Genomic DNA, 19,019 nt, shown 5'->3' with positions numbered 1-19,019 from the left:
TTAGCGTGAGAGTGCTTTCATGCAAGATCGAGCATCGCGACCCGTTGATCCAGCGCCGCCTTCAACTCATCGAGCGAGCGCACCACCGTCGTATATTCGAAGCGCGATAGCCGCTCCACATTGTCGAGCTCGATCGCCCGCGGCCGCAGTTCGACCCATTCGTTAGGGCTTTGCGTGACCACGGTCGGCTCGGTATCGCATGCAAAGACGATGCCCGGAATGCACTGCTTGCCCGCCTGAGCGTACATGTTGGTCGGCAGCGTATCGGAGATGCCGAACGCGCACTTGGCCACCGTGTTGCTGGTGGCCGGCGCAATGATCACAGTGTGATACATGCCGTGATACAGCATGCCAACCGGCACGCCGCTCGCGCTCTTGTCGCGGAACACGTTGAAGCGCTCACGCAGTCGCGGCAGCTTCCAGCCGTAGAGCGGCAGCACTTCCTCGGCGGCGGCCGAGAGAAAGAGGTCGGTGCGCGGCAAGGCGAGCGCGAGCTCGATCGACTCCTCGAGCAGATGGCCCGAGCCGGTCACGCACCACGCAAAGCGCGCATCGGGCTTGAAGTCCGCGAGATGACGAGCCGGCGCCTGGCTCATGCGTCATGGGCGCGATGCGCGGCATCGCCCGGCGAGCCTTCGGGTGCGGCCGCATCGGAGGTGAGTTCGTCGGCCGCGTCGTCGGCTTCCAGGCCGTCGTTGCCCGAGCCGTCGTGCGACAGACGGATCTGCAGGCGCCGCATCTTCCGGTACAGCGTATTGCGGCTGATGCCGAGCGCCTTGGCGACGTTGCTCACGTTCCAGCGGTTTTCCTCGAGCATTGCAAGAACCGTCTCGCGTTCGTTCAACTGAATCGCGTTCAGCGCGGAAAGGTCCGGGTCGTCGTCTGCATGCGGGGCGGGCTGCGCCGCCTGTGGCGCGGCGGGCGACGCCACCTCCGGTTCGCGCTGCGTGACTTCGACGGGCAAATCCTCGCAGCGGATCGGTTGTCCGTCGCATAACGCAATCGCCATTTGCAATACGTGACGCAACTGGCGGATGTTGCCGGGCCATGCATAGCTCAGCAACGCCTGCTCGGCTTCCCTCGTCAGCTCCGGCGGATCGTCGTCGGTCTCGGCCGCGAGCAGATGATGAATCAGCGGCAGCTTATCGACGCGCTCCGCGAGCGGCGGCAGATTCAGCTCGACGCCTTTGAGCCGGTAATACAGATCCTCGCGGAATTGCCCGCTGTGCACGAGTTCGAGCAGATTGCGGTGACTCGCGCTGATCAACTGGAAATTGACCTTCACGGTGGTCTCGGCGCCGAGCGGCGTGACCTCGTGTTCTTCGATCACGCGCAGAAGCCGCGCCTGCAACGCAAGCGGCATGTCGCCGATCTCGTCCAGAAAGAGTGTGCCGCCATTGGCCTGCACGATCTTGCCGCGCCGTCCTTCGCGTTGAGCGCCGGTGAACGCGCCGGCCCGATAGCCGAACAGTTCGCTTTCGATCAGGTTCTCCGGCAGCGACGCGCAATTCACCGGCACGAACGGCCCCGACGAATGCGGGCTGATGCTGTGCAGCGCCTGCGCGAAAACTTCCTTGCCGGTTCCCGTTTGCCCTCTGAGGATGATCGGAATCTTGCGTTGCACGACACGCGCGCCGAGCTGAATCTGCGAGGCCATGCGCGGGTCGCCGAATTCCAGGTGCGCGATTTCGTCGAGCCGTGCGGGCGGCGGCCGCTTGTCCGATGCGCTCGCGCGCGGCGCCGATGCCGATGTCGATGCAGATGCCGGTCCCGCCACCGCGACGCGCGCGCCGCGGCCCGAGGCGTTTTGCGCGGCCTGTGCGATCAGGAAGAAGCGGTTGGTCGCGTTCGCGCTGTACACGGTGACCGGATGGAACGAGCCGCGAATGCTGCGCGCGATCATGTCCTCGAGCGATGCATTGAACGCCTCCTCGATACGCCGTCCGCGCAATTCGCCGAGCGAGCGGAAGCCGAGCTGGAAAAGCGCGCTGCGGTTTGCGGCGAGCACGGTGCTGTCGTCCGCGACCGCGAGCTTGCCGCCGTGCAGCGTGCCGACGAATTCCGGCCGGCTATGAAAGTGGATCATGTTCGCGTGCCGGTAGCGCGCGTCGATCAGACGGTTTTCGATCATCTGCCGCGACATGCCGACGAGCACCAGCGAGTGTTGCTGCAACAGTTTGGAGCGGCTCGTCACGTCGAGCACGCCGGCGATCTCGCCGCTGTCGTCGAAGATCGGCGCGGCGGAGCAGGTGAGCGACGTATAGCGCGGATAGAAATGTTCGTGCTGGCAGACCGCGATGCAGTCGCGCTCGGCGAGACACGTGCCCATTCCGTTGGTGCCCGCTTCGCGCTCGCTCCACAGCGCGCCGACGCGAAAGCCGTCGGAAGCGACGGCCTCGGCAAACGGCACCGACGAAACCTGATGCACGATCACGCCGCCCGCGTCGACCAGCACCACCGCGAGTTCGGGGTCGGCCAACTGCTGATAGAGCGTGGTCATTTCCAGCTTCGAACACGCGATCAGATCGCCCATCGCCTCGCGGCGCGAGCTTAGTTCGTACTCCGTCAGGATGGGCGGCGTGACGAAACGGGAAGGATCGAGCTGGAATTCATTGACGCAGCGCGCCCACGATTGAGCGACGGGCTCGCTCGTCGGCCGCGTCGCCAACTGATGATTGACGACGTTGAGAATTTCACGGACGTGCATGGAGCTGTCAGCGAGCAACGACATGGGGTTCGTCTCCGTTGCGGCACATTCATGCGCGCCCTGCGTTGCCCTGCGTATTGCTGCTCGCCCGGACTTCGCGTTGCGCGTCTACGTGTACCGCTTTATCGATAATGTCATCCCCTCGCGCCGCGGCTTCTGGGTCCGTATGCGCAGTGAGTAATTCGCCTGTTACGGGTGCTGCTATGGATGCTGCTACTGGTGCTGCCTGCGACCGTTGTCAGGCGTTGGCTTAAAACTCTACGCCCGATGTCGTTCGTGTTCAATACGAAGTCGCATCAATAGTACAGGCTGCGCCCGCTTTTTGCTTTTAATCAATGCACGCCGCACCGTGCTGCGCGCGCGGCTCATCCTGTACTACTTGCGTTTACCCGGGTTGCGTCATTTAACTTGTTGCCGCTAGGCGGCGGAGTACACCATGGACCGTATCGACATCGCTCGCCTCGCGAGCTTCCCAATCGCCGCCTCGGCCGCTTCGACTGCCGACACCGCCGCGCCGCGCGCGAGCGCGCCGTGGGGCGCGCCTTCCGAAGCGCCGCCGGCGGGCCGCATGGACGTCGTGTTCATCGAAAACTTTATCGGTCAGACCATTATAGGAATCGACAGCAGCGAGCTGCACGTGCCGCAACCCGTGCGCATGAATCTGGCGATCGGCGTACCGGCGCTGCGCGCGTGCGCGACCGATCGTATCGAGGACACCATCAACTATGCGGCGGTGCGCGCGGCGTTGCATGCGCTGCTGGAATCGCACGGCGTGCGTCTGCTGGAGGCGCTGGCCGAAGCGGTGGCGCGCCTGCTCATCAACGATTTCGGCGCGCACTGGGTACGCGTGGCGCTTGCCAAGCCGGCCAAATTCGACGATGTCGCGGCGGTCGGCGTGCAGATCGAACGGCAGCGCAGCGACATGCCGAAGCCGGCGGCTGCGCAAGGCGGTCTCGCGGATTATGCGTCGCTAGGCGCGGGGCTGATTCCGAATTGACGCGCGGCCGAACCGCATGCAATGGCATGGCCGGTTCGGTAGCGCACGCTGTGGCGAACATAGTGCGGGCCGCGTGCCCGCGATTCTTCTACTTCGAAGCCGCCGTCTTGTCGGTGCCGAGCCCGCAGCTACGATAAGCGTCGGCCTGCAGCGCGCGGAATTTCTTCGTCTGCGCCTTCGCGTGGTCGACGCGAAACTCCGCGCCGCCTTCGCCGCCCAGCGACGCATACCGGGAAAACGTGGATTGATCGACGAACTCGTCGTAGGGCAGCGCGGTCGCCATTCTGTCGATCACGCACGAGCATTTGTAGACGTTGGCGAAATCGTGTCCGTTGTCGTCCATGCACGCGAGCACGTATTCGACGCGGCCTGTCGTCGGGTAGTTGTAGCCTCCCGCCGGGCCAGCCGCTTTGGGTGCGTCGCCGTCCGCCCAGGCGAGCGGTGCGGCGAGCGCGATGCAGGCACACGCCGCCAGCGCGCGACATCGTAGGGTCATCTCATGCCTCTTCAAAGCAATTGCACCGTGGCGCACTGCGAAGGTCCGCGCGGCAGCGCTGTGCGGCGGCGCGCGCGCGGACCCCGAGCCATCGATCAGTTGGGTGCAAACGGATGGGCGACGCTGCTCTTCTTCTGTACCACTTCGGCAGCAGTCGGTTCGCCTCTCACCGCGCGCTGGATCGCCTCGCGCGTGGCCTTATAGTTGTACTCCTGAATTTTCTTGTCGTCCTCCGCCTGCCAGTGAATGAACACGCCGACGCACAGGAACAGGTCGTCGGCTTCGTCGGCCGGGATCGTGCCGTCCTCGACGCTGTCCGCGACGGCGAGCGCCACCGCATGCTGCGCTGGCCCGAACATCTGCACGGCCTGCTTCGCGCCCTTGATCGTCACCTTGTTGAAGAGGATCGTGTTTGGCTTGGCTAGCAGATTCGGCGCGACGACCGCGAGCAGCGATGTGAAGCCATCCTTATTGTTGGTGAGCGCATTGCAGAATGCGGTTTCCGCAGCGGAACCTCGCGGTCCCATCAGCAAGTCGATGTGTGCGACCTCGTTGCCGTCGCCGACGAGCGACTCTCCTATCAGGACGCGATTGATCTTGGCCATGCTGTTCCTCCGATGAGTGGAATGGGGGACTTGCCGACTGACTGACACGCCGCCCGCGACGTTCCTGGTCCGCGAACGCCCGGCGGCGGTTGATGCACGATGGCATTCACTAACAGGTTCCGTGCCAGTGCGTGGCGGGTTGGCGCTTATGGTGCGCTGTGAGTGCGGCTCGTGTTGTTTTCGTCGTCGAGACAAAGGGCGACGAACAGCGTCGCCACGGTCAGGTCCGCGCTCGTGCCGGGGTTGATGGCGGCGGCTTTGAGTTCGGCGTCCCATGCGCGAAGTGGGTCGAATGCAGCGGACGCTTCGAGTGTTTCGAGCGATGGGCCGGTCGCGCCGAGGCGGGCTTGCGCGAGCGTGCTTCGCCATTGCGCGTGCCGTTCGCGTGCCGCAAGCGTGACACTCTGCGCCACGGCCGCGCCGTGCTTACGCACAATGTGCGAGTCGGGCAACGTGCTGAGGAAGGTGAGGAATAGGTTTAGGGTGGCGGCGAGCGTGACCTCACGCGTCGCGTTCAGCGCTTGCTCGCCACAAACTTCCCGCAAAGCGCCAAGCCCCGTTTCGAAGATGTCGCGAAAGCCTTCCGCATACTGACGCGCGATGCTGTCGCGCGCGGCGGCGAGCGCCATCGCGTCGCGCAGGCCGACCGTCGGCGCGTCGTGCACCGATTGCTCAGGCGCGTCGCCGAGACCGCCGGGATTTGCCAGCGCGATCGCACGGTACGCGAGGCGCGCGTCGTCAACGTCGAGCCGCGCGAGCACGCGTTCGGTCGCGGCTTGCCATGCGGGCGCCGACAGCGGATGCGCAGTCTGTTCGAGCGCCGCCGCGAGCGGCGCCACCAGCAGCAGGATGCCGAGATTCGTATTGCAGCCGACGGCCGCGCGCGTGCGCGTCACCGCGTCGAGCAGGCGCTGGCCGATTGGCGCACCGCGCGCGAGCAGCGCGTCGGCGGCGGCGTCGGCGCTCGCGAGGAACTGCGCGGCGCTCATGCCGTGTCCTTCGCTGTCCACGCTGACGTTGCCGGGCTTCGGCGTGTCGACGTCGAGGCGGCAGGCGGTCAAGAAGGCAGCGCGCATGCGCTCATGCGCCGTGGTGTCGGCATCGCGATGAGCGTCCGGATTCAACAAGCGGCCCGTCGAGCCGCCTGGCTCGTCGGCGCGACCGGATTCCGGCTCAACCATGACGCCCATGCAGCGCCACCACGGCCGCGTCGCCGGTTTCGGCAAGCGCGGACGTGCTGCGCTGCGCCGGCAGCTTGCGAAACAGCAGATCGTCGACGAGCAACGCCGCAATATCGATCGGCGTCACCGATTGCAGGCCGCGCCACGCCGCCACGCCGTTCACTTCGAGCACGAGCGGCCGGGCGGCGTCGTGCGGATCGGGAATCAGATCGACGCCCGCATAGTCGAGCCCGAGCGCCTCGGCGGCGCGCACGGCGGTTTGCGCGAGCGGCGCGTCAAGCTCGGCGGGCTCGCACGTCGCGCCCTGCGCGAAGTTATGAATCCATCCCTTTCCGCCGGTGCGGCGCATCGCCGCCACCGCGCGCGCGCCGATCACCAGCACGCGCCAGTCGAAGCCGGCGCGGCCGCCGTCGATATAACGCTGCAGATACGCGACCTGGCTATAAGGTTTCAGCGAAGGCAGCGGCGCAAGCAGCGCAGACGCCGCGCGGCGCGCGCCCAGCCGCTTGAGCCCATGACCCTGCGAGCCGAATAGCGGCTTAAGCACGACCTGGCGGCCCGCCGCGGCCTCGCGCATCAGCACGCGCTGCGCGAACGCCGCCGATTCGCCCGCCCACGTCGCGGGCGTCGGCACGCCGTGGCGATGCAGCAGGAAGCTCGTCATCGACTTGTCGACGCTGCGTTCGATCGCGCGCGCGTCGTTATAGACCGGCACGCCCGATTCGCGCAGCGCGTGCAGGATGCCGAGCCGCAGCGTGACCTGCTCGAACGTGCCGCCGGCGATGCCGCGCACGAACACCGCATCGGGCAGCGTATGGCCGAAGCCGGGCAGCACGAGCCCGTGCGGTTGCCATGTCGTATCGATCCGGCAGTCGGCGAGATCGACGCAGCGCGCCTCGGCGCCGCGCGCGCGAAACGCTTTTTTCAGGCGTCCGGTGTGCCAGCCGGTTTCGTCGGTCATGATCGCGATGCGCAGCGGGGCCGGCGCGGCTGACGTGTTCGTGCCGCCGTCGTCCTTTTCGGCCTTTTCGTCCGCTTTGGGGCATGCGAGCGGCAAGGGCAAGCTCATGGCTTGCCGCTCCATTGAGCATGCAGCAGATCCGCGTCGACGCTGCCGCCGTGATACGTCGCGCCGCTTTCCAGGCTGCTGACCCACACCTCGGCGGGGGCAAAGAGCGCGGGATCGATCTGATAGAAGTCGTAGTTAAACGACGTGAAGATGTCCGCGAACGGGCGGCCGTGATCGCGCGAGTTCGACGCGGGCAACTCGGCGGCGAGCCGTTTTGCCACCGCATCCTGCCTGACCGTGAGATGCACGCGGCCGCCGTAGAGGATTGCGTCGTTGGTGCGGCCCATCGCCTGAACGCCGTCGGGCGCGGGCGGCGGCAACGGCGCGGAGCCGCCGGCTTCGACCACTTCGTCGAGCGCGACGCCGAGCACGTGCGTCTTGTGCAGCGCAACTTCGACGACGCGCGCCACCACCTGCACCGTTCCCGCGACAGAGTGTGTCGGCGTGGTGACAAGCGTGAGCCGCTCGGGCGCGAGACCGCAGTCGGCGAGCACCTTGTCGATAATCACCTGCGGCGGCAGACGGTCCACTTCCAGCACCAGCGCGCCCCGGTCGTGATGGTCGCGATAGCCGAGTTCCGCGAAGAGCGGTTCCTTGACGGCAAGCGCGCGCGCCGGGCCGGAGCCGAGCGAGAAGAACTTCTTGCCGCCGGTCTGCTCCTTGGTGGCGGCGAGGCTCCATCCCGCGTATTGGCTGCCGAGGCAGGCGAGCACGGGCCACGAGGTGCGCACTTCGATCGTGCTCGGCCACAGCGGCCTTGCGTCCAGGCTCTCGCGCACGGTCACATGGCCGAGGCCGCCCATGCAGATGCGCGCGATCAGCACGCCCGCCGCGACGCTGCCCGGCGCGGCCACGCCCGCGTCGACGAGCACCGTGCCGTTCTCGGTGCGGCTGACGGCGGCGCCGAAGCGCGGCGCATCGTCGACGAGACGCGCGACGAGGCGTTCGCTGAGGGCGTTGACGCTGAGCGCGGCTGCCAGCGGTGGACGGTTATCGTCAGGTGTGGCAGTGGAGGATGGCACGGTCGGGCTCATGGAAGGGCTCATGGCAGGTTTCGATTCGTTCAAGAACCAGCGTGTGCTGCGCGTCGAGCGCGTGCCGAACCACGTCCACGGACGCTGCGCGCACGAGCAGCGTGCAGACCGGCTGGCCGGCTTCGAGCCGCGTGCCGGGCATCGGCACGTCGCGGCAGCGCGGATCGCGCAGGCAGGCGTCGCTGAATGCCTCGGACGCCGTGAACGGATGCGGCGCGAACAGCACCTGCTGGCCGGCGCAGCAGGCCGCGCGCGCGGGCTCGGCGGGCAGGCGGCCGAGCCGGCACGCGTCGATATGACAGGTGAGCAGGCCGCGCGGCCACGCTTCGGGCGACGCGGTTTCGTAGAGCGTCATCGTCGACGACGGACGCGTGTTGATCTCGAGCACTTCGAACGACTCGCCGTCGAGCAAAAAGTCGCAACTGTTGATGCCGACGAGTCCGACTCGGGCGCACAGTGCGGCGATCGCCGCGCGCACCCGCATTTCGACGGCCGGCGGCAAGCCGATCGGACCGATGGAGCCGGCATGCACGAAGGGCAGCGTGCCCATCCTGCACGTGAGTTGTTGCGCGAAGCCGATCACGCGAGCGCTGCCGCGCGCGGCGACGAAGAGCGCCGACATCGGGCGGCCACGGCTTTGGCGCTGGAAGTAGGCTTGCGGCGGAGTGTCGTGGGCGAGCGGGTCGCGCGCCGCAACCGCCGCAAGCGGCTCCACATGCGTCCCGCCGCAGCCATCCGCGCGTTTCATCAACCAGCCGTGCGCCTCCCGAGGTCGCGTGAACGCAACCTGCGGATGCGGAATCTCCAGCTCGTCGAGCAGCGCAAAAAAGCGCCGCGGATCGCGCACCTGAGCGCTGGCGTCGACGGAATTGCCGATGAAGCGCGGCAGACCCGGCGTGCTGCACAACTGCGCGATGAACGGCTCGAGTCCGCTTCCGTCGATCCAGCCGATCAGGCCCGGCAAGCGCGCGCTGCGGGCGAGCGCGTCCGTGAGCCGCGCGACGTCGATCGACAACGGGCCGCCGCCGATGTCGAACCACAGATCCGACGCCTCGCGCGTGTCGCGGTCGCCGAACAGGTCGAGCGCGACGACGCGCAGGCCCGCGCGCGCCGCGGACTGCGCGAGCATGCGCGCAGACAGCCCAGCCACCGCGACAAACGGCGCACGCGCCGAAGACGTACGCGCCGTCATGGCCGCTCCCGCAACGGCGCGACGCCGCGGTTGTGGTTGTGGTCGTTGTCGTGGTCCGTCAGGCGTGACATGCCAAGATCCTGTCGCACGGCGCGCCGCTCAACCGAGTCCGGCCGCGACGGCGCGGGCCTCGTCGAACGCCTGCGGAAAACTCAAATACACGGGCTTGCCGCCCGTGCGCATCCGCGTGAAGAGCCGGTGCTCGACCTGATACTTGACGTTGCCGATCGCGAGCGCGCCGATGCCGATCGCGCCGCCCGCAGTCGGCACGCCGTCGATCGGCTTGCCGTCGTTCATCACGTTCACGCCGGCAATGCCTTCGGGCGGCACGGCGTTGACATCGGCGGCGATCAGCAGGTGACGCGCGTGGGCGAGGTCGTCGCGGCTCACCACCTGCACGCCGGCGACGGCGGTCGCGAGCACGATCTCGGCCTCGCCGAGTGCGGCGCGCAGTTCGTCGGACGTCGCCGTGCCCACGCCTTTCGTCACGATCTGGAAGCGCTGATTGAGCTCGTCGCTCACCCGCGTGGCGCGCGCCGCGTCGGTGTGGCTGGCGATGCAAACGTCGGCGCCCAGCGACGCCGCCATCGCCGCCGCCACGCGCCCGACCGCGCCGGTGCCGCCGAGAATCAGCACGCGCTTGCCGCCCAGTTCCATGCCGTACGCCTTCGCGAGATGCCGCTCGGCGAGCGCGACGAGCGCGGCGGCGGTCGTGTACGCGCCGCTCGGGTCGGCGAATACCGACACCTCGAACGGCGGCACCATTGCCCGGCGCGCGCTGTCGAGCATGTCGGCGGCGAGCATCACGTCGCGTCCGCCGATGAAGATGCCGGTGCGCGCCACGCCTTTCGGCCCGCGCGAAAAGATCGCGTCCTGCGTAAGGTTCGCCACCATCCCCGCGTCGACGTTGCAGTACGGCACGATGATCTGGTAGCCGGCATCGGCGGCCATGTTCACGTCGAAGGGGCTCATCTGCGGGGTGGCCGTCAGCATGTGCAGGATGTACGGCCGTTCGGCGGGTTTTTCAGTGGTGTCGGACATGGCAGGGGGCTCGTTTCAATGGCGATGTCGTGGATTGCGCAAGGGAAGGGCCGAGAGAAGCCGCGCTCCCGTCGAGATGACGCAAAAGGCGCGGGCTGGTACGCCATGCTGTTTGCGCGAGTCGCATGTCGTGGCGCGCGTCGCGCTGGTGACGTTGATGGCGTTCATGACGTCCGGGAGTTCGTGACGTGCGTCGCGTCGCGCGCGGTGCTGCGGCATCGCCGGCATGCGCGGACCGTTCGTGAACCGCCCGGTGCACGAATCGCGGCGCGGAGTAAAAGCACTTCATGCTGCGCCGATGCGGTGATGCTGCCGCGCCTCGCTCGAGCGCACGGTGGCGCCGCGATTGCGTCCGCCGACGATCGTGCATTCGATCTGCGGCATGCCGCGCGTCGCTTCGCGCGCGGTGGCGAGCGCGGCTTCGGCGTCGCGCGCGCTGCCGACGATCGCGAAACCCGTCGGACCCCATGAACTCTGGCCGATGCCCGCGGTGCGTTGCGCGGCCACCGCGCGCAGCGCGCGCTCGACGCCGGGGCTCGTGAACACGCCGCCCTGCACGGGCGCGAAATATTCGCCGATGGTCTGCTGCATCTCCGTCAGGCCGTGCGCGAACGGCACGATGTTGCGTTCGGCGGCGCCCGGCAGGATTTTCATCAGCACGAGGTGGCACAGATGCGCGGCGAGCCGCTGCGGAAACGGCGCGAGCGCCGCGAGGCCGCGCCGTTCTTCGGGGCCGTGCAGACCTTCTCGCGCGGTGTCGCTGACGAGCAGCACGCGCCAGTTCTCGGGAAACGGCTGACGTGCAAGTAGCGGCGGCACGCCCGGCCGCAAATCGCCGGACGGCCCGCCGTCGACCAGCAGGCCGCCGGAATCGAAGCCGAGCACGCCGATTCCCGAACGCGCGCCACGGCCGAGCAGGCTCGCCAGTTCGGACGTCGTCGCCAGATGGCCGAGCAGCCGCACGAACGCCATGCCGACCGCAAGCGCGAGTTGCGTGCCCGAGCCGAGCCCGGTGTGCGCGCGCGGCATCTGCGTGACCTGGATCGCGACCGGCGTCGGGTCGAACGCGGCATGCAGCCGTTCGAGACAGATGGCGATGCGCTCGCGCTCCGCGTCCGATAGTGCGCCGCTAATGCTGTCGCGCTCGGCGAAGCGCGCTTCGATGCGAGTGCCGCCGCCATCGATCATCAGTCCGACGCTGCCGAACGCGCGCCCAAGCGACGCGTTCGGATCGAGAAAGCCCAGATGCAGCCGCGCGGGGGCGTCGACCGTCACGGTGGCGTCAGGCGAAAGGCGGCGAACGTGAAGCTGCATCGCGAGTGTCCTTGTTCATGCGTGACCCGATGGCGCTCGAGCGGGAGGAATCGTCACGCGGCCATTGGTGTGGCCGTGACTGTGACTGTGGCCACGAGCGTGGCCATGAGCGCGGCCACGAGCGCCATCGCGCGACGCTCGGCGCAGGACGTCAAGCGAAAGGCGTACCAGGCTGCCGCGCGATGCGTCGCGTCAACCGCCTTCCGATGTTTCCGGCGCCTGCGATGGCTTCGGCGCGTCGTACTTGATATAGCGGAAGCGCTGGTCGTCGGTGGGCGTGCCTTCCAGTGGCCCGCCCTCGGTGGCCGGCTGCCACTGGATGAACGACTCGATCTTGCCGGCGAGCGCGAAGTCCTTGTCGGTGATGCCCTTCGCCGAATGCGTCTTGAGCTTCACGATCACGAATGCATAGGAGACCGTCAGATCCGGGTGATGCCAGGCGGCCTCCGCGAGATGACCCACCGCGTTTACCACCATCAGCGTTCCCTTCCAGCCTTCGGTGCGGTATTTGCGCCGCAACCAGCCGTCCTCGACATACCAGTGCTGTAGCGGACCGACGAGACGTTGCTGGATCTCGTCGTCGGAATAGACCTTTTCTGTGCTTGCCATGATCGCTGCTCCGCAAATGTTGGATCGCAATGTTGAATCGATCGCTCGGCCTCATGTTGCGCTGCAATTGATGCGCCATGCGACTGGCGGATGGCCCGACGCATCGCGCGAACCGCTTCGCATGCAGCCTGCCTCGCGACGGACACGCTTCGTATCGGGCCATGACACAGTATGTCCCACATGCCGCGCATCGGTGGTGTCACGGCGTGACACAGTTGCCGTGCGTCGCCCGTCATTGGTGTTTCATCCACGTGTCACATGCCAAGGCCGACGACGCCCGACGCGCCGCGCGCGGCTTGATGCGATGTGACCGCACGGCGTTTGACGCTCGCCTTGTAACAGCGCCTGCACTGTGCGCCGCTGCCGCATCGGCATGGAATATGCGTTGGCCGACATGCGCCGCAAAACCCGACAACGATCGGGAATGGCGTTGATCGTTACCCTGCTCCGTGGTGGCGCGCCCGGTGCTGCGAGGTAGCGTGGGTCATTCGTGAGTTGAACAGCAAGACCATTCTGGAGGAGACATGAACTTACGCACCACGGTTCTTGGGCTCGCGATCCTCGCGTCGGCAGCCTTGAGCTCTATCGTTGCACAGGCCGATTCGCAGCTCGACGGGCTCATGAAAAGTCCGTCTAACTGGGCGGCTCAGGCAGGCGATTATGCCAACCACCGCTACAGCCCACTCAAGCAGATCAACGAAAGCAACGTCGGCAAACTTCAGGTCGCATGGACCATGTCGACCGGCGTGCTGCGCGGCCATGAAGGCGCGCCGCTCGTGATCGGCGACACCATGTATATCCACTCGCCGTTCCCTAACAAGGTGATTGCGATCAACCTCAAGGATCAGACTTTCATCTGGCAGTACCAGCCGAAACAGGACGACTCGGTTGTGTCCGTGATGTGCTGCGACACGGTTAATCGCGGGCTCGCTTATGGCGACGGCAAGATCTTCCTGCAACAGGCCGACACCAAGCTCGTCGCGTTGAACGCGAAAACCGGCGACGTCGTGTGGAGCGCGCAGAACGGCAATCCGAAAGCCGGCGAAACCAACACCAATGCGCCGCACGTATTCGGCGACAAGGTGCTGACGGGCATCTCGGGCGGCGAGTTCGGCGTTCGCGGACGCCTGATCGCCTACGACATCAAGACGGGCAAGCCGGTCTGGACCGCATTTAGCACGGGCCCGGACAAGGACATGCTGATGGACCCCGACAAGACGATGACCTACACCGACGGCAAGATGGTGCCGGTTGGCGCAGACTCGTCGCTGAAGTCATGGAAGGGCGATCAGTGGAAGCTGGGCGGCGGCACCACGTGGGGCTGGTATGCGTGGGACCCGAAGCTCAACCTTGTCTACTACGGCACCGGCAATCCGGGCACATGGAACCCGACGCAGCGTCCCGGCGACAACAAGTGGTCGATGTCGATCATGGCCCGCGATCTGAATACCGGCATGGCGAAGTGGGTCTATCAGATGACGCCTCACGACGAGTGGGACTATGACGGCGTCAATGAAATGATCCTGTCGGATCTGACCATCGACGGCAAGAAGGTGCCCGCCATCGTTCACTTCGACCGCAACGGCTTCGGCTACACGTTGAACCGCGAGAGCGGCCAACTGCTCGTCGCGCAGAAGTACGATCCGGCCGTGAACTGGGCGGACAGCGTGGACCTGAAGAGCGGCAAGCCGATTCGCAACGCGGCGTATTCGACGCAGGCAGCCGGTTCGGATCACAACGTGAAGGGCATCTGTCCGGCGGCGCTCGGCTCGAAGGACCAGCAGCCCGCGGCGTTCGACCCGAACTCGAGCCTCTTCCTCGTGCCGACGAATCACGTTTGCATGGACTACGAACCGTTCGATGTCGATTACGTGTCGGGTCAGCCGTATGTGGGCGCGACGCTGTCGATGTATCCGGGTCCGAACGAGAACAACGCGATGGGCAACTTCATCGCGTGGGATGCGGCGAAGGGCAAGATCGTCTGGTCCAAGCCGGAGAAGTTCTCGGTGTGGTCGGGCGCGCTCGCCACCGCTGGCGGCATCGCGTTCTACGGCACGCTCGAAGGCTACCTGAAGGCAGTCCGCATCAAGGACGGCAAGGAACTGTGGCGCTTCAAGACGCCGTCGGGAATCATCGGCAACGTGTTCACGTATCAGTATCAGGGCAAGCAATACGTGGGCGTGTACTCGGGCATCGGCGGCTGGGCCGGCATCGGCATGGCGGCAGGACTCGAGAAGTCGACGGAAGGTCTGGGCGCAGTGGGCGGCTATCGCGAACTCGCGAAGTACACGGCGCTCGGCGGCACGCTGTTCGTGTTCGCCATTCCGGGCGGTGCCGGCGGTTAATCAACGGCTGGTTCAATAACAGTTGGTTCAATTGAGTCATGGGTCCGCGTCGCTGCACGAAGCAGCCGGCGCGGCCCTTTCCAGAGGATCGAGGAGACATCTGCATATGAAAGGCCGATCAATCTTGTTGGGAGCGGCGTTGCCGGTCCTTTTCGTCGTGCTGCCTGTCGCGTACGCTCAGACCAATCCCGCGATTGCCCAGGTGGCGTACAAGGTGGTCGACGGCAGCAAGGTGGACAGCAACACGTTGCAAGGATGGAAGACCTGGCGCGCGCTTGCCTGTGAACGCTGCCACGGCGCGCAGCAGCAGGGCATGGTGGGGCCGTCGCTCGTCGAGGCGTTCAAGACGCTCGACAAGAACGAGTTTCATCGCACCGTGTTTGGCGGGCGGGTCGAGAAAGGCATGCCCGACTTCAGTTCCAGCCAGATGATGCAAAAGAACTGGGAGAACCTTTACGCCTATCTGAAAGGGCGTTCGGACGGGCAGATCAAGCCCGGCGATCTGCAGGCCATCGACGCAAAATAGCGCGCGGCTTTACTTCAGGAGGTGATCGATGCGTCATCGTCATTCAATGCACGTGCATGCGGCGCTCGTGGCAGGCGCGCTTTGCTATGCGGCGCTCGCAAGCGGCGCAGTGCGCGCCCAGGGCGAGGCGCTGCCCAACAACGACGGCGCCGACGGCGTGCTGCGCGTCTGCGCGGACCCGAACAACATGCCCCTGTCGAACAACAAGGGCGAAGGTTACGAGAACCGCATCGCGAGCCAGATGGCGAGCGACTTCGGCTACAAGCTCGAATACACGTATTTTCCGCAGCGCATGGGCTTCGTGCGTCATACGTTGCGCGAGAAGGTGGCCGATACCGGCGCGTACAAATGCGATCTGATCATCGGCGTGCCGAAAGGCTACGACATGACATCGACGACGCAGCCCTATCTGCGCTCGACGTATGCAATGGTGTTCAAGAAGCGGCCCGAACTGGCCGGCATCAATACGCCCGACGATCTGCTCAAGCTGCCGCCCGACCAGCTTCATAAACTGCGTTTCGGCATCTTCACGCAGACGCCTGCCGTCGACTGGCTGCTCGGTCATAACCTGATCGATCAGGCGGTGTCGTATCAGGTGCAAAGCGGCGATCCGCAGGAATATCCCGGCCAGATGATCGAACGCGATCTGCAGGCGGGCAATGTCGACGTGGTGTTTCTGTGGGGGCCGATTGCCGGTTACTTCGCGAAGCGCTCGGGCGATTCGGTGAAGCTCGTGCCGTTCCCGGCCACGCCGGGCATCCGCTTCGACTATACGATTTCGATGGGCGTGCGCTACGGCGAGAAAGCGTGGAAGGACAAGGTCGATCAATGGATCGGCGCGAATCACGACAAGATCGACAGCATTCTCACGAGCTATGAAGTGCCGCTGCTGAAACCGGTCGACGCACCGGCGGGCAAACCCGCGGACGCGTCGCCATGACGGCGGAGTGTGGTGGGTTTCCCGGCGGTATTCCTGACGACGGCGTGAGCGGCGGTATCGGCAACGGCAGGCGGCGCGTGCTCGCGGCGTGCGCCGCGAGCATCGCATGCGTGACGGGCGCAATGGGTGCGATGGGCGTCGTTGTAGCCAACGCGCAAGCGGCCACGCCTGCACCCGCATCCGCGCCGGGCGCGAGCGATATTTCGCCCGCCGAGCGGCTCATCTTCACGACCGATCATCTGCACGGCGTCGAGCAGCAAACCGAACTCGATTACGCGTTGCTCAGCTCCGACGCGTCCGCGCACGGCAGCGACACTGTCAAGGTGCTCGTGACGAGCGCCGACAACGCGAAGGGCGACGCCCAGGTGTCCGATAAACGCGGCGCGGTTCCGTTGCCGAACGGCGGCTTGCAGTGCAATCCCGTCATCATCTATTTTCTCGAGCGCGACATCGCCGAGATGGAGCAGTTGACGGGCGGAAAGCGCCGCTATTTCCAGCAGCGCCTGCGGCTCGCGCTCGCCGCCGGGCCGAAGATCGAAACGGTGACGAGCCAGATCGGCGGCAAGGCGGTGAAGGCGCAGCAGATCGTCGTGCAGCCGTATCTCGACGATCCCAACGCCGCGCGTTTTCCGCAATACACCGGCAAGCGCTATACGTTTCTGATCGCGAGTACGGTGCCGGGCCAGGTCGCGATGATTCGCACGGAAGTGCCGGGCGCCAACAACGATTTCGCGCATCCGCTGCAAAGCCGCGCGCTCAGTTTTCAGGCTGTGTTGCGCAAGCTGACGCCGCCGGGGAATGCACCAAATGCGCCTGGCGCGCCGAACAACGCGCCGCGTTCGCCGAACGAGCCCGTCACGCCGTCGAACGCGCCGCGCGCGAGCCGGTAGCGGCGCATGGCCTTGAATTTCATCCGCTCGCTCACGCTGCGTCAGTTGCAGATTTTCGTCGTGGCGAGCCGCTATACGAGCTTCGCGCGCGCGGCCGAGGAATTGCATCTGACGCAGCCGGCCGTGTCGATGCAGATTCATCAACTCGAGGAAGCCGTGGGCCTGCGTCTGTTCGAACGGATTGCGCGCAAGCTCGCATTGACCGAGGCCGGCGAGAAGTTCAGCCATCACGCGAGCCGCATTCTCGGCGAGATCAAGGACGCCGAAGATGCGATGACCTCGCTCAAGCAGGCCGACAGCGGCTCGATCGCGGTGGGCATCGTCAGTTCCGCGACGTATTTCGCGCCCAAGCTGCTCGCGATGTATTCGCGCATCTACCCGAAAGTCGACGTTCACTTTTCGGTCGGCAATCGCGACGCGCTATTGCGTCTGTTGCAGGACAACGCGATCGATCTCGCGATCATGGGCCGGCCGCCTCCGGAGTTGGACACGACGACCGAGCCGCTCGCATGGCATCCGCAAGTGGTGATCGCGCCGGTCGATCATCCGCTCGTGGGCGCGCAACGATTCGACTTGCAGGAGCTGCGCGGCGACACGTTTCTGGTGCGCGAGCCTGGTTCGGGCACGCGCATGGCCGCGGAGGAAATGTTCCGCCAGCATCTGTTCACGCCCGCGAAAGTCGTCACGCTGGGCAGTAACGAAACGATCAAGCAGGCGGTGATCGCTGGCATGGGCGTGAGCCTCATTTCGCTGCACACGCTGCTGCTTGAACTGCGTACCGGCGAACTCGCCCTGCTCGATGTGAACGGCACGCCGATCGAGCGGACGTGGCAGATCGTGCATTTGCGCGCCAAGCAGCTTTCGCCGACCTGCATGATCTTCCGGCAGTTCCTGCTCGAGGAGGCCGCAGCTTATCTGGAGCGCGAGTATGCGGGGTTCGTGCCGTCGCCGGGAAGATCGAAGGTTCTGTTAAAGGCAGTCGACGACGCATCCGCGTGAAGCGTTTTTCTTGCCGGCGGCGCGATGTGTGCCCGCCATAGGAGATTGCACCGATGGGTTCCAGCGAACAGCTTCAGGATTGGCGTCTGCATGCGCTGCATATCGAGGAAGAAGTCGCGGGCGCGGTGATCGGCCAGTCACAGGTGATCCGGCTCATCACCGTGGCGCTGTTTGCGCGCGGCCATGTGCTGCTCGAAGGCGGCGTCGGCGTCGGCAAGACGACCGTGTTGCGCGCGTTTGCGCGCGTGGTGGGCGGCGAGTTCGAGCGCGTCGAAGGCACGATCGATCTGATGCCGGGCGATCTCGTCTATCACACCTATGTCGATGCCGAAGGCAGGCCGCGTATCGATCCCGGTCCGCTTCTGCGGCACGGCGAGCGGCTCACCACGTTCTTCTTCAACGAGATCAATCGCGCGCGTCCGCAGGTGCAGTCGCTGCTGTTACGTGCGATGGCCGAGCGTTCGGTGTGGGCGTTCGACCGCGAATATCGTTTTCCGCACATGACGGTGTTCGCGGATCGCAACAAGGTCGAGAAGGAAGAGACGTTCGAACTGGCGTCGGCGGCGCGCGACCGTTTTCTCTTCGAACTCGGCATGCCGACGCCCGACGACACCGAGGTGCGCCGCGCGCTCGTGTTCGATGCCGACTATCACGACGTCGACCGGCTGCTCGCGCGCCTTTCTCCGGCCATCGTGCCGTGGGAGCAGTTGAATCAGATCGGCGCGGCGATCCAGCACAGCGTGCAATCGAGCGAGACGATAGAGCGCTACGTGCTGGACATCTGGCAGGCTACCGAAACGCCGCAGCGCTTCGGCATCGCGCTCGGCGGCGTGGACATGGAGCGGCTCATCCTGGCGGGCGCGAGTCCGCGCGGCATGAGCGCGTTGTTGCGCGCGGCGCGTGTGGTCGCGTGGCTCGCGGGCCGCACGCATCTGATTCCCGAGGACATTCACGCGGTGCTGCTGCCCGCGCTGGGCCACCGCGTGTTCTTCACGCCGATCTACGAATTGCGCCGCCAGGAACTCTCGGAGGCGTTGATGACGCAGATCGTCGGCAGACTGGCGGTGCCTTGAG

The 19,019-nt window shown here is 65.9% G+C and carries 18 protein-coding genes; 7 read left to right on the top strand and 11 right to left on the bottom strand.

Going from position 1 to position 19,019, the window contains the following annotated elements:
• Window positions 1-17: 17 nt before the first annotated feature.
• Together AB6809_RS12880 and AB6809_RS12875 are read right to left on the bottom strand one after the other, a co-directional pair.
• A complete protein-coding gene (locus AB6809_RS12880) occupies window positions 18-596 on the bottom strand; it encodes a flavoprotein (RefSeq protein WP_006046600.1) in 579 nt (192 codons plus the stop codon).
• The gene (locus AB6809_RS12875; RefSeq protein WP_371026789.1) at window positions 593-2,731 is read right to left on the bottom strand and encodes a sigma-54-dependent Fis family transcriptional regulator; all 2,139 of its coding nucleotides are present in this window, start codon (window positions 2,729-2,731) and stop codon (window positions 593-595) included. Before AB6809_RS12875 ends, AB6809_RS12880 begins: the two co-directional genes overlap by 4 nt.
• A 412-nt stretch (window positions 2,732-3,143) precedes the next feature.
• Here AB6809_RS12875 and AB6809_RS12870 point away from each other — a divergent pair, with 412 nt between their 5' ends.
• Complete coding sequence (locus AB6809_RS12870; protein WP_053859326.1) at window positions 3,144-3,704, top strand: dihydroneopterin aldolase; 561 nt, start codon at window positions 3,144-3,146, stop codon at window positions 3,702-3,704.
• An 88-nt stretch (window positions 3,705-3,792) separates the two neighbouring features.
• On the opposite strand, the gene AB6809_RS12865 is transcribed toward AB6809_RS12870, so the two are convergent.
• From AB6809_RS12865 to AB6809_RS12825, 9 genes are all read right to left on the bottom strand, one after another.
• On the bottom strand, window positions 3,793-4,200 hold the full coding sequence (locus AB6809_RS12865; protein WP_006046603.1) for a hypothetical protein: 408 nt from the start codon (window positions 4,198-4,200) through the stop codon (window positions 3,793-3,795).
• A gap of 95 nt (window positions 4,201-4,295) precedes the next feature.
• Entirely contained in the window at window positions 4,296-4,805 is a 510-nt protein-coding gene (gene fae / locus AB6809_RS12860; protein WP_006046604.1) for a formaldehyde-activating enzyme, read from the bottom strand.
• Between the two features lie 146 nt (window positions 4,806-4,951).
• On the bottom strand, window positions 4,952-5,995 hold the full coding sequence (locus tag AB6809_RS12855) for a triphosphoribosyl-dephospho-CoA synthase (RefSeq protein ID WP_371026788.1): 1,044 nt from the start codon (window positions 5,993-5,995) through the stop codon (window positions 4,952-4,954).
• Entirely contained in the window at window positions 5,979-7,055 is a 1,077-nt protein-coding gene (locus AB6809_RS12850) for a RimK family alpha-L-glutamate ligase (protein ID WP_371026787.1), read from the bottom strand. The genes AB6809_RS12855 and AB6809_RS12850 overlap by 17 nt, the downstream gene beginning before the upstream one ends.
• Entirely contained in the window at window positions 7,052-8,089 is a 1,038-nt protein-coding gene (gene mch, locus AB6809_RS12845; protein ID WP_371026786.1) for a methenyltetrahydromethanopterin cyclohydrolase, read from the bottom strand. The genes AB6809_RS12850 and mch overlap by 4 nt, the downstream gene beginning before the upstream one ends.
• On the bottom strand, window positions 8,052-9,281 hold the full coding sequence (locus tag AB6809_RS12840; protein ID WP_371026785.1) for an ATP-grasp domain-containing protein: 1,230 nt from the start codon (window positions 9,279-9,281) through the stop codon (window positions 8,052-8,054). The genes mch and AB6809_RS12840 overlap by 38 nt, the downstream gene beginning before the upstream one ends.
• A 99-nt stretch (window positions 9,282-9,380) precedes the next feature.
• Entirely contained in the window at window positions 9,381-10,322 is a 942-nt protein-coding gene (locus tag AB6809_RS12835) for an NAD(P)-dependent methylenetetrahydromethanopterin dehydrogenase (protein ID WP_006046609.1), read from the bottom strand.
• Between the two features lie 285 nt (window positions 10,323-10,607).
• Window positions 10,608-11,636, bottom strand: coding sequence for a beta-ribofuranosylaminobenzene 5'-phosphate synthase family protein (locus AB6809_RS12830; protein WP_053859322.1), 1,029 nt, complete (start codon window positions 11,634-11,636; stop codon window positions 10,608-10,610).
• Between the two features lie 192 nt (window positions 11,637-11,828).
• Entirely contained in the window at window positions 11,829-12,245 is a 417-nt protein-coding gene (locus AB6809_RS12825) for a 4a-hydroxytetrahydrobiopterin dehydratase (protein ID WP_006046611.1), read from the bottom strand.
• A 524-nt stretch (window positions 12,246-12,769) separates the two neighbouring features.
• Here AB6809_RS12825 and AB6809_RS12820 point away from each other — a divergent pair.
• The 6 genes from AB6809_RS12820 to AB6809_RS12795 all read left to right on the top strand — a co-directional run bounded on the left by AB6809_RS12820 (window position 12,770) and on the right by AB6809_RS12795 (window position 19,018).
• A complete protein-coding gene (locus tag AB6809_RS12820; protein ID WP_006046612.1) occupies window positions 12,770-14,590 on the top strand; it encodes a methanol/ethanol family PQQ-dependent dehydrogenase in 1,821 nt (606 codons plus the stop codon).
• Between the two features lie 106 nt (window positions 14,591-14,696).
• Window positions 14,697-15,116 carry a c-type cytochrome gene (locus AB6809_RS12815; protein ID WP_006046613.1) on the top strand — a complete coding sequence of 140 codons (420 nt, stop codon included), beginning with the start codon at window positions 14,697-14,699 and terminating at the stop codon, window positions 15,114-15,116.
• A 28-nt stretch (window positions 15,117-15,144) separates the two neighbouring features.
• Window positions 15,145-16,056: a substrate-binding domain-containing protein gene (locus AB6809_RS12810; protein ID WP_006046614.1), complete on the top strand. Its 912-nt coding sequence runs from the start codon at window positions 15,145-15,147 to the stop codon at window positions 16,054-16,056.
• Window positions 16,057-16,178: 122 nt separating this feature from the next.
• Window positions 16,179-16,946: a hypothetical protein gene (locus AB6809_RS12805; RefSeq protein ID WP_051153870.1), complete on the top strand. Its 768-nt coding sequence runs from the start codon at window positions 16,179-16,181 to the stop codon at window positions 16,944-16,946.
• A gap of 12 nt (window positions 16,947-16,958) precedes the next feature.
• Window positions 16,959-17,945, top strand: a complete 987-nt coding sequence (locus AB6809_RS12800; RefSeq protein ID WP_029965957.1) for a LysR family transcriptional regulator — start codon at window positions 16,959-16,961, stop codon at window positions 17,943-17,945.
• A gap of 53 nt (window positions 17,946-17,998) precedes the next feature.
• Window positions 17,999-19,018, top strand: a complete 1,020-nt coding sequence (locus AB6809_RS12795; RefSeq protein ID WP_107707491.1) for a MoxR family ATPase — start codon at window positions 17,999-18,001, stop codon at window positions 19,016-19,018.
• Window position 19,019: the final 1 nt, after the last annotated feature.

The organism is Paraburkholderia sp. RCC_158 (genome assembly GCF_041355255.1).
Lineage (GTDB): Bacteria > Pseudomonadota > Gammaproteobacteria > Burkholderiales > Burkholderiaceae > Paraburkholderia > Paraburkholderia graminis.
This window is presented reverse-complemented; position numbering and strand designations above follow the sequence as displayed.

What these genes read in the sequence shown, in the direction of transcription:
- AB6809_RS12880 (WP_006046600.1), bottom strand. Translation starts at nt 596, where the DNA reads ATGAGCCAGGCGCCGGCTCGTCATCTCGCGGACTTCAAGCCCGATGCG.
- AB6809_RS12875 (WP_371026789.1), bottom strand. Translation starts at nt 2,731, where the DNA reads ATGTCGTTGCTCGCTGACAGCTCCATGCACGTCCGTGAAATTCTCAAC.
- AB6809_RS12870 (WP_053859326.1), top strand. Translation starts at nt 3,144, where the DNA reads ATGGACCGTATCGACATCGCTCGCCTCGCGAGCTTCCCAATCGCCGCC.
- AB6809_RS12865 (WP_006046603.1), bottom strand. Translation starts at nt 4,200, where the DNA reads ATGACCCTACGATGTCGCGCGCTGGCGGCGTGTGCCTGCATCGCGCTC.
- fae (WP_006046604.1), bottom strand. Translation starts at nt 4,805, where the DNA reads ATGGCCAAGATCAATCGCGTCCTGATAGGAGAGTCGCTCGTCGGCGAC.
- AB6809_RS12855 (WP_371026788.1), bottom strand. Translation starts at nt 5,995, where the DNA reads ATGGGCGTCATGGTTGAGCCGGAATCCGGTCGCGCCGACGAGCCAGGC.
- AB6809_RS12850 (WP_371026787.1), bottom strand. Translation starts at nt 7,055, where the DNA reads ATGAGCTTGCCCTTGCCGCTCGCATGCCCCAAAGCGGACGAAAAGGCC.
- mch (WP_371026786.1), bottom strand. Translation starts at nt 8,089, where the DNA reads ATGAGCCCGACCGTGCCATCCTCCACTGCCACACCTGACGATAACCGT.
- AB6809_RS12840 (WP_371026785.1), bottom strand. Translation starts at nt 9,281, where the DNA reads ATGACGGCGCGTACGTCTTCGGCGCGTGCGCCGTTTGTCGCGGTGGCT.
- AB6809_RS12835 (WP_006046609.1), bottom strand. Translation starts at nt 10,322, where the DNA reads ATGTCCGACACCACTGAAAAACCCGCCGAACGGCCGTACATCCTGCAC.
- AB6809_RS12830 (WP_053859322.1), bottom strand. Translation starts at nt 11,636, where the DNA reads ATGCAGCTTCACGTTCGCCGCCTTTCGCCTGACGCCACCGTGACGGTC.
- AB6809_RS12825 (WP_006046611.1), bottom strand. Translation starts at nt 12,245, where the DNA reads ATGGCAAGCACAGAAAAGGTCTATTCCGACGACGAGATCCAGCAACGT.
- AB6809_RS12820 (WP_006046612.1), top strand. Translation starts at nt 12,770, where the DNA reads ATGAACTTACGCACCACGGTTCTTGGGCTCGCGATCCTCGCGTCGGCA.
- AB6809_RS12815 (WP_006046613.1), top strand. Translation starts at nt 14,697, where the DNA reads ATGAAAGGCCGATCAATCTTGTTGGGAGCGGCGTTGCCGGTCCTTTTC.
- AB6809_RS12810 (WP_006046614.1), top strand. Translation starts at nt 15,145, where the DNA reads ATGCGTCATCGTCATTCAATGCACGTGCATGCGGCGCTCGTGGCAGGC.
- AB6809_RS12805 (WP_051153870.1), top strand. Translation starts at nt 16,179, where the DNA reads ATGGGTGCGATGGGCGTCGTTGTAGCCAACGCGCAAGCGGCCACGCCT.
- AB6809_RS12795 (WP_107707491.1), top strand. Translation starts at nt 17,999, where the DNA reads ATGGGTTCCAGCGAACAGCTTCAGGATTGGCGTCTGCATGCGCTGCAT.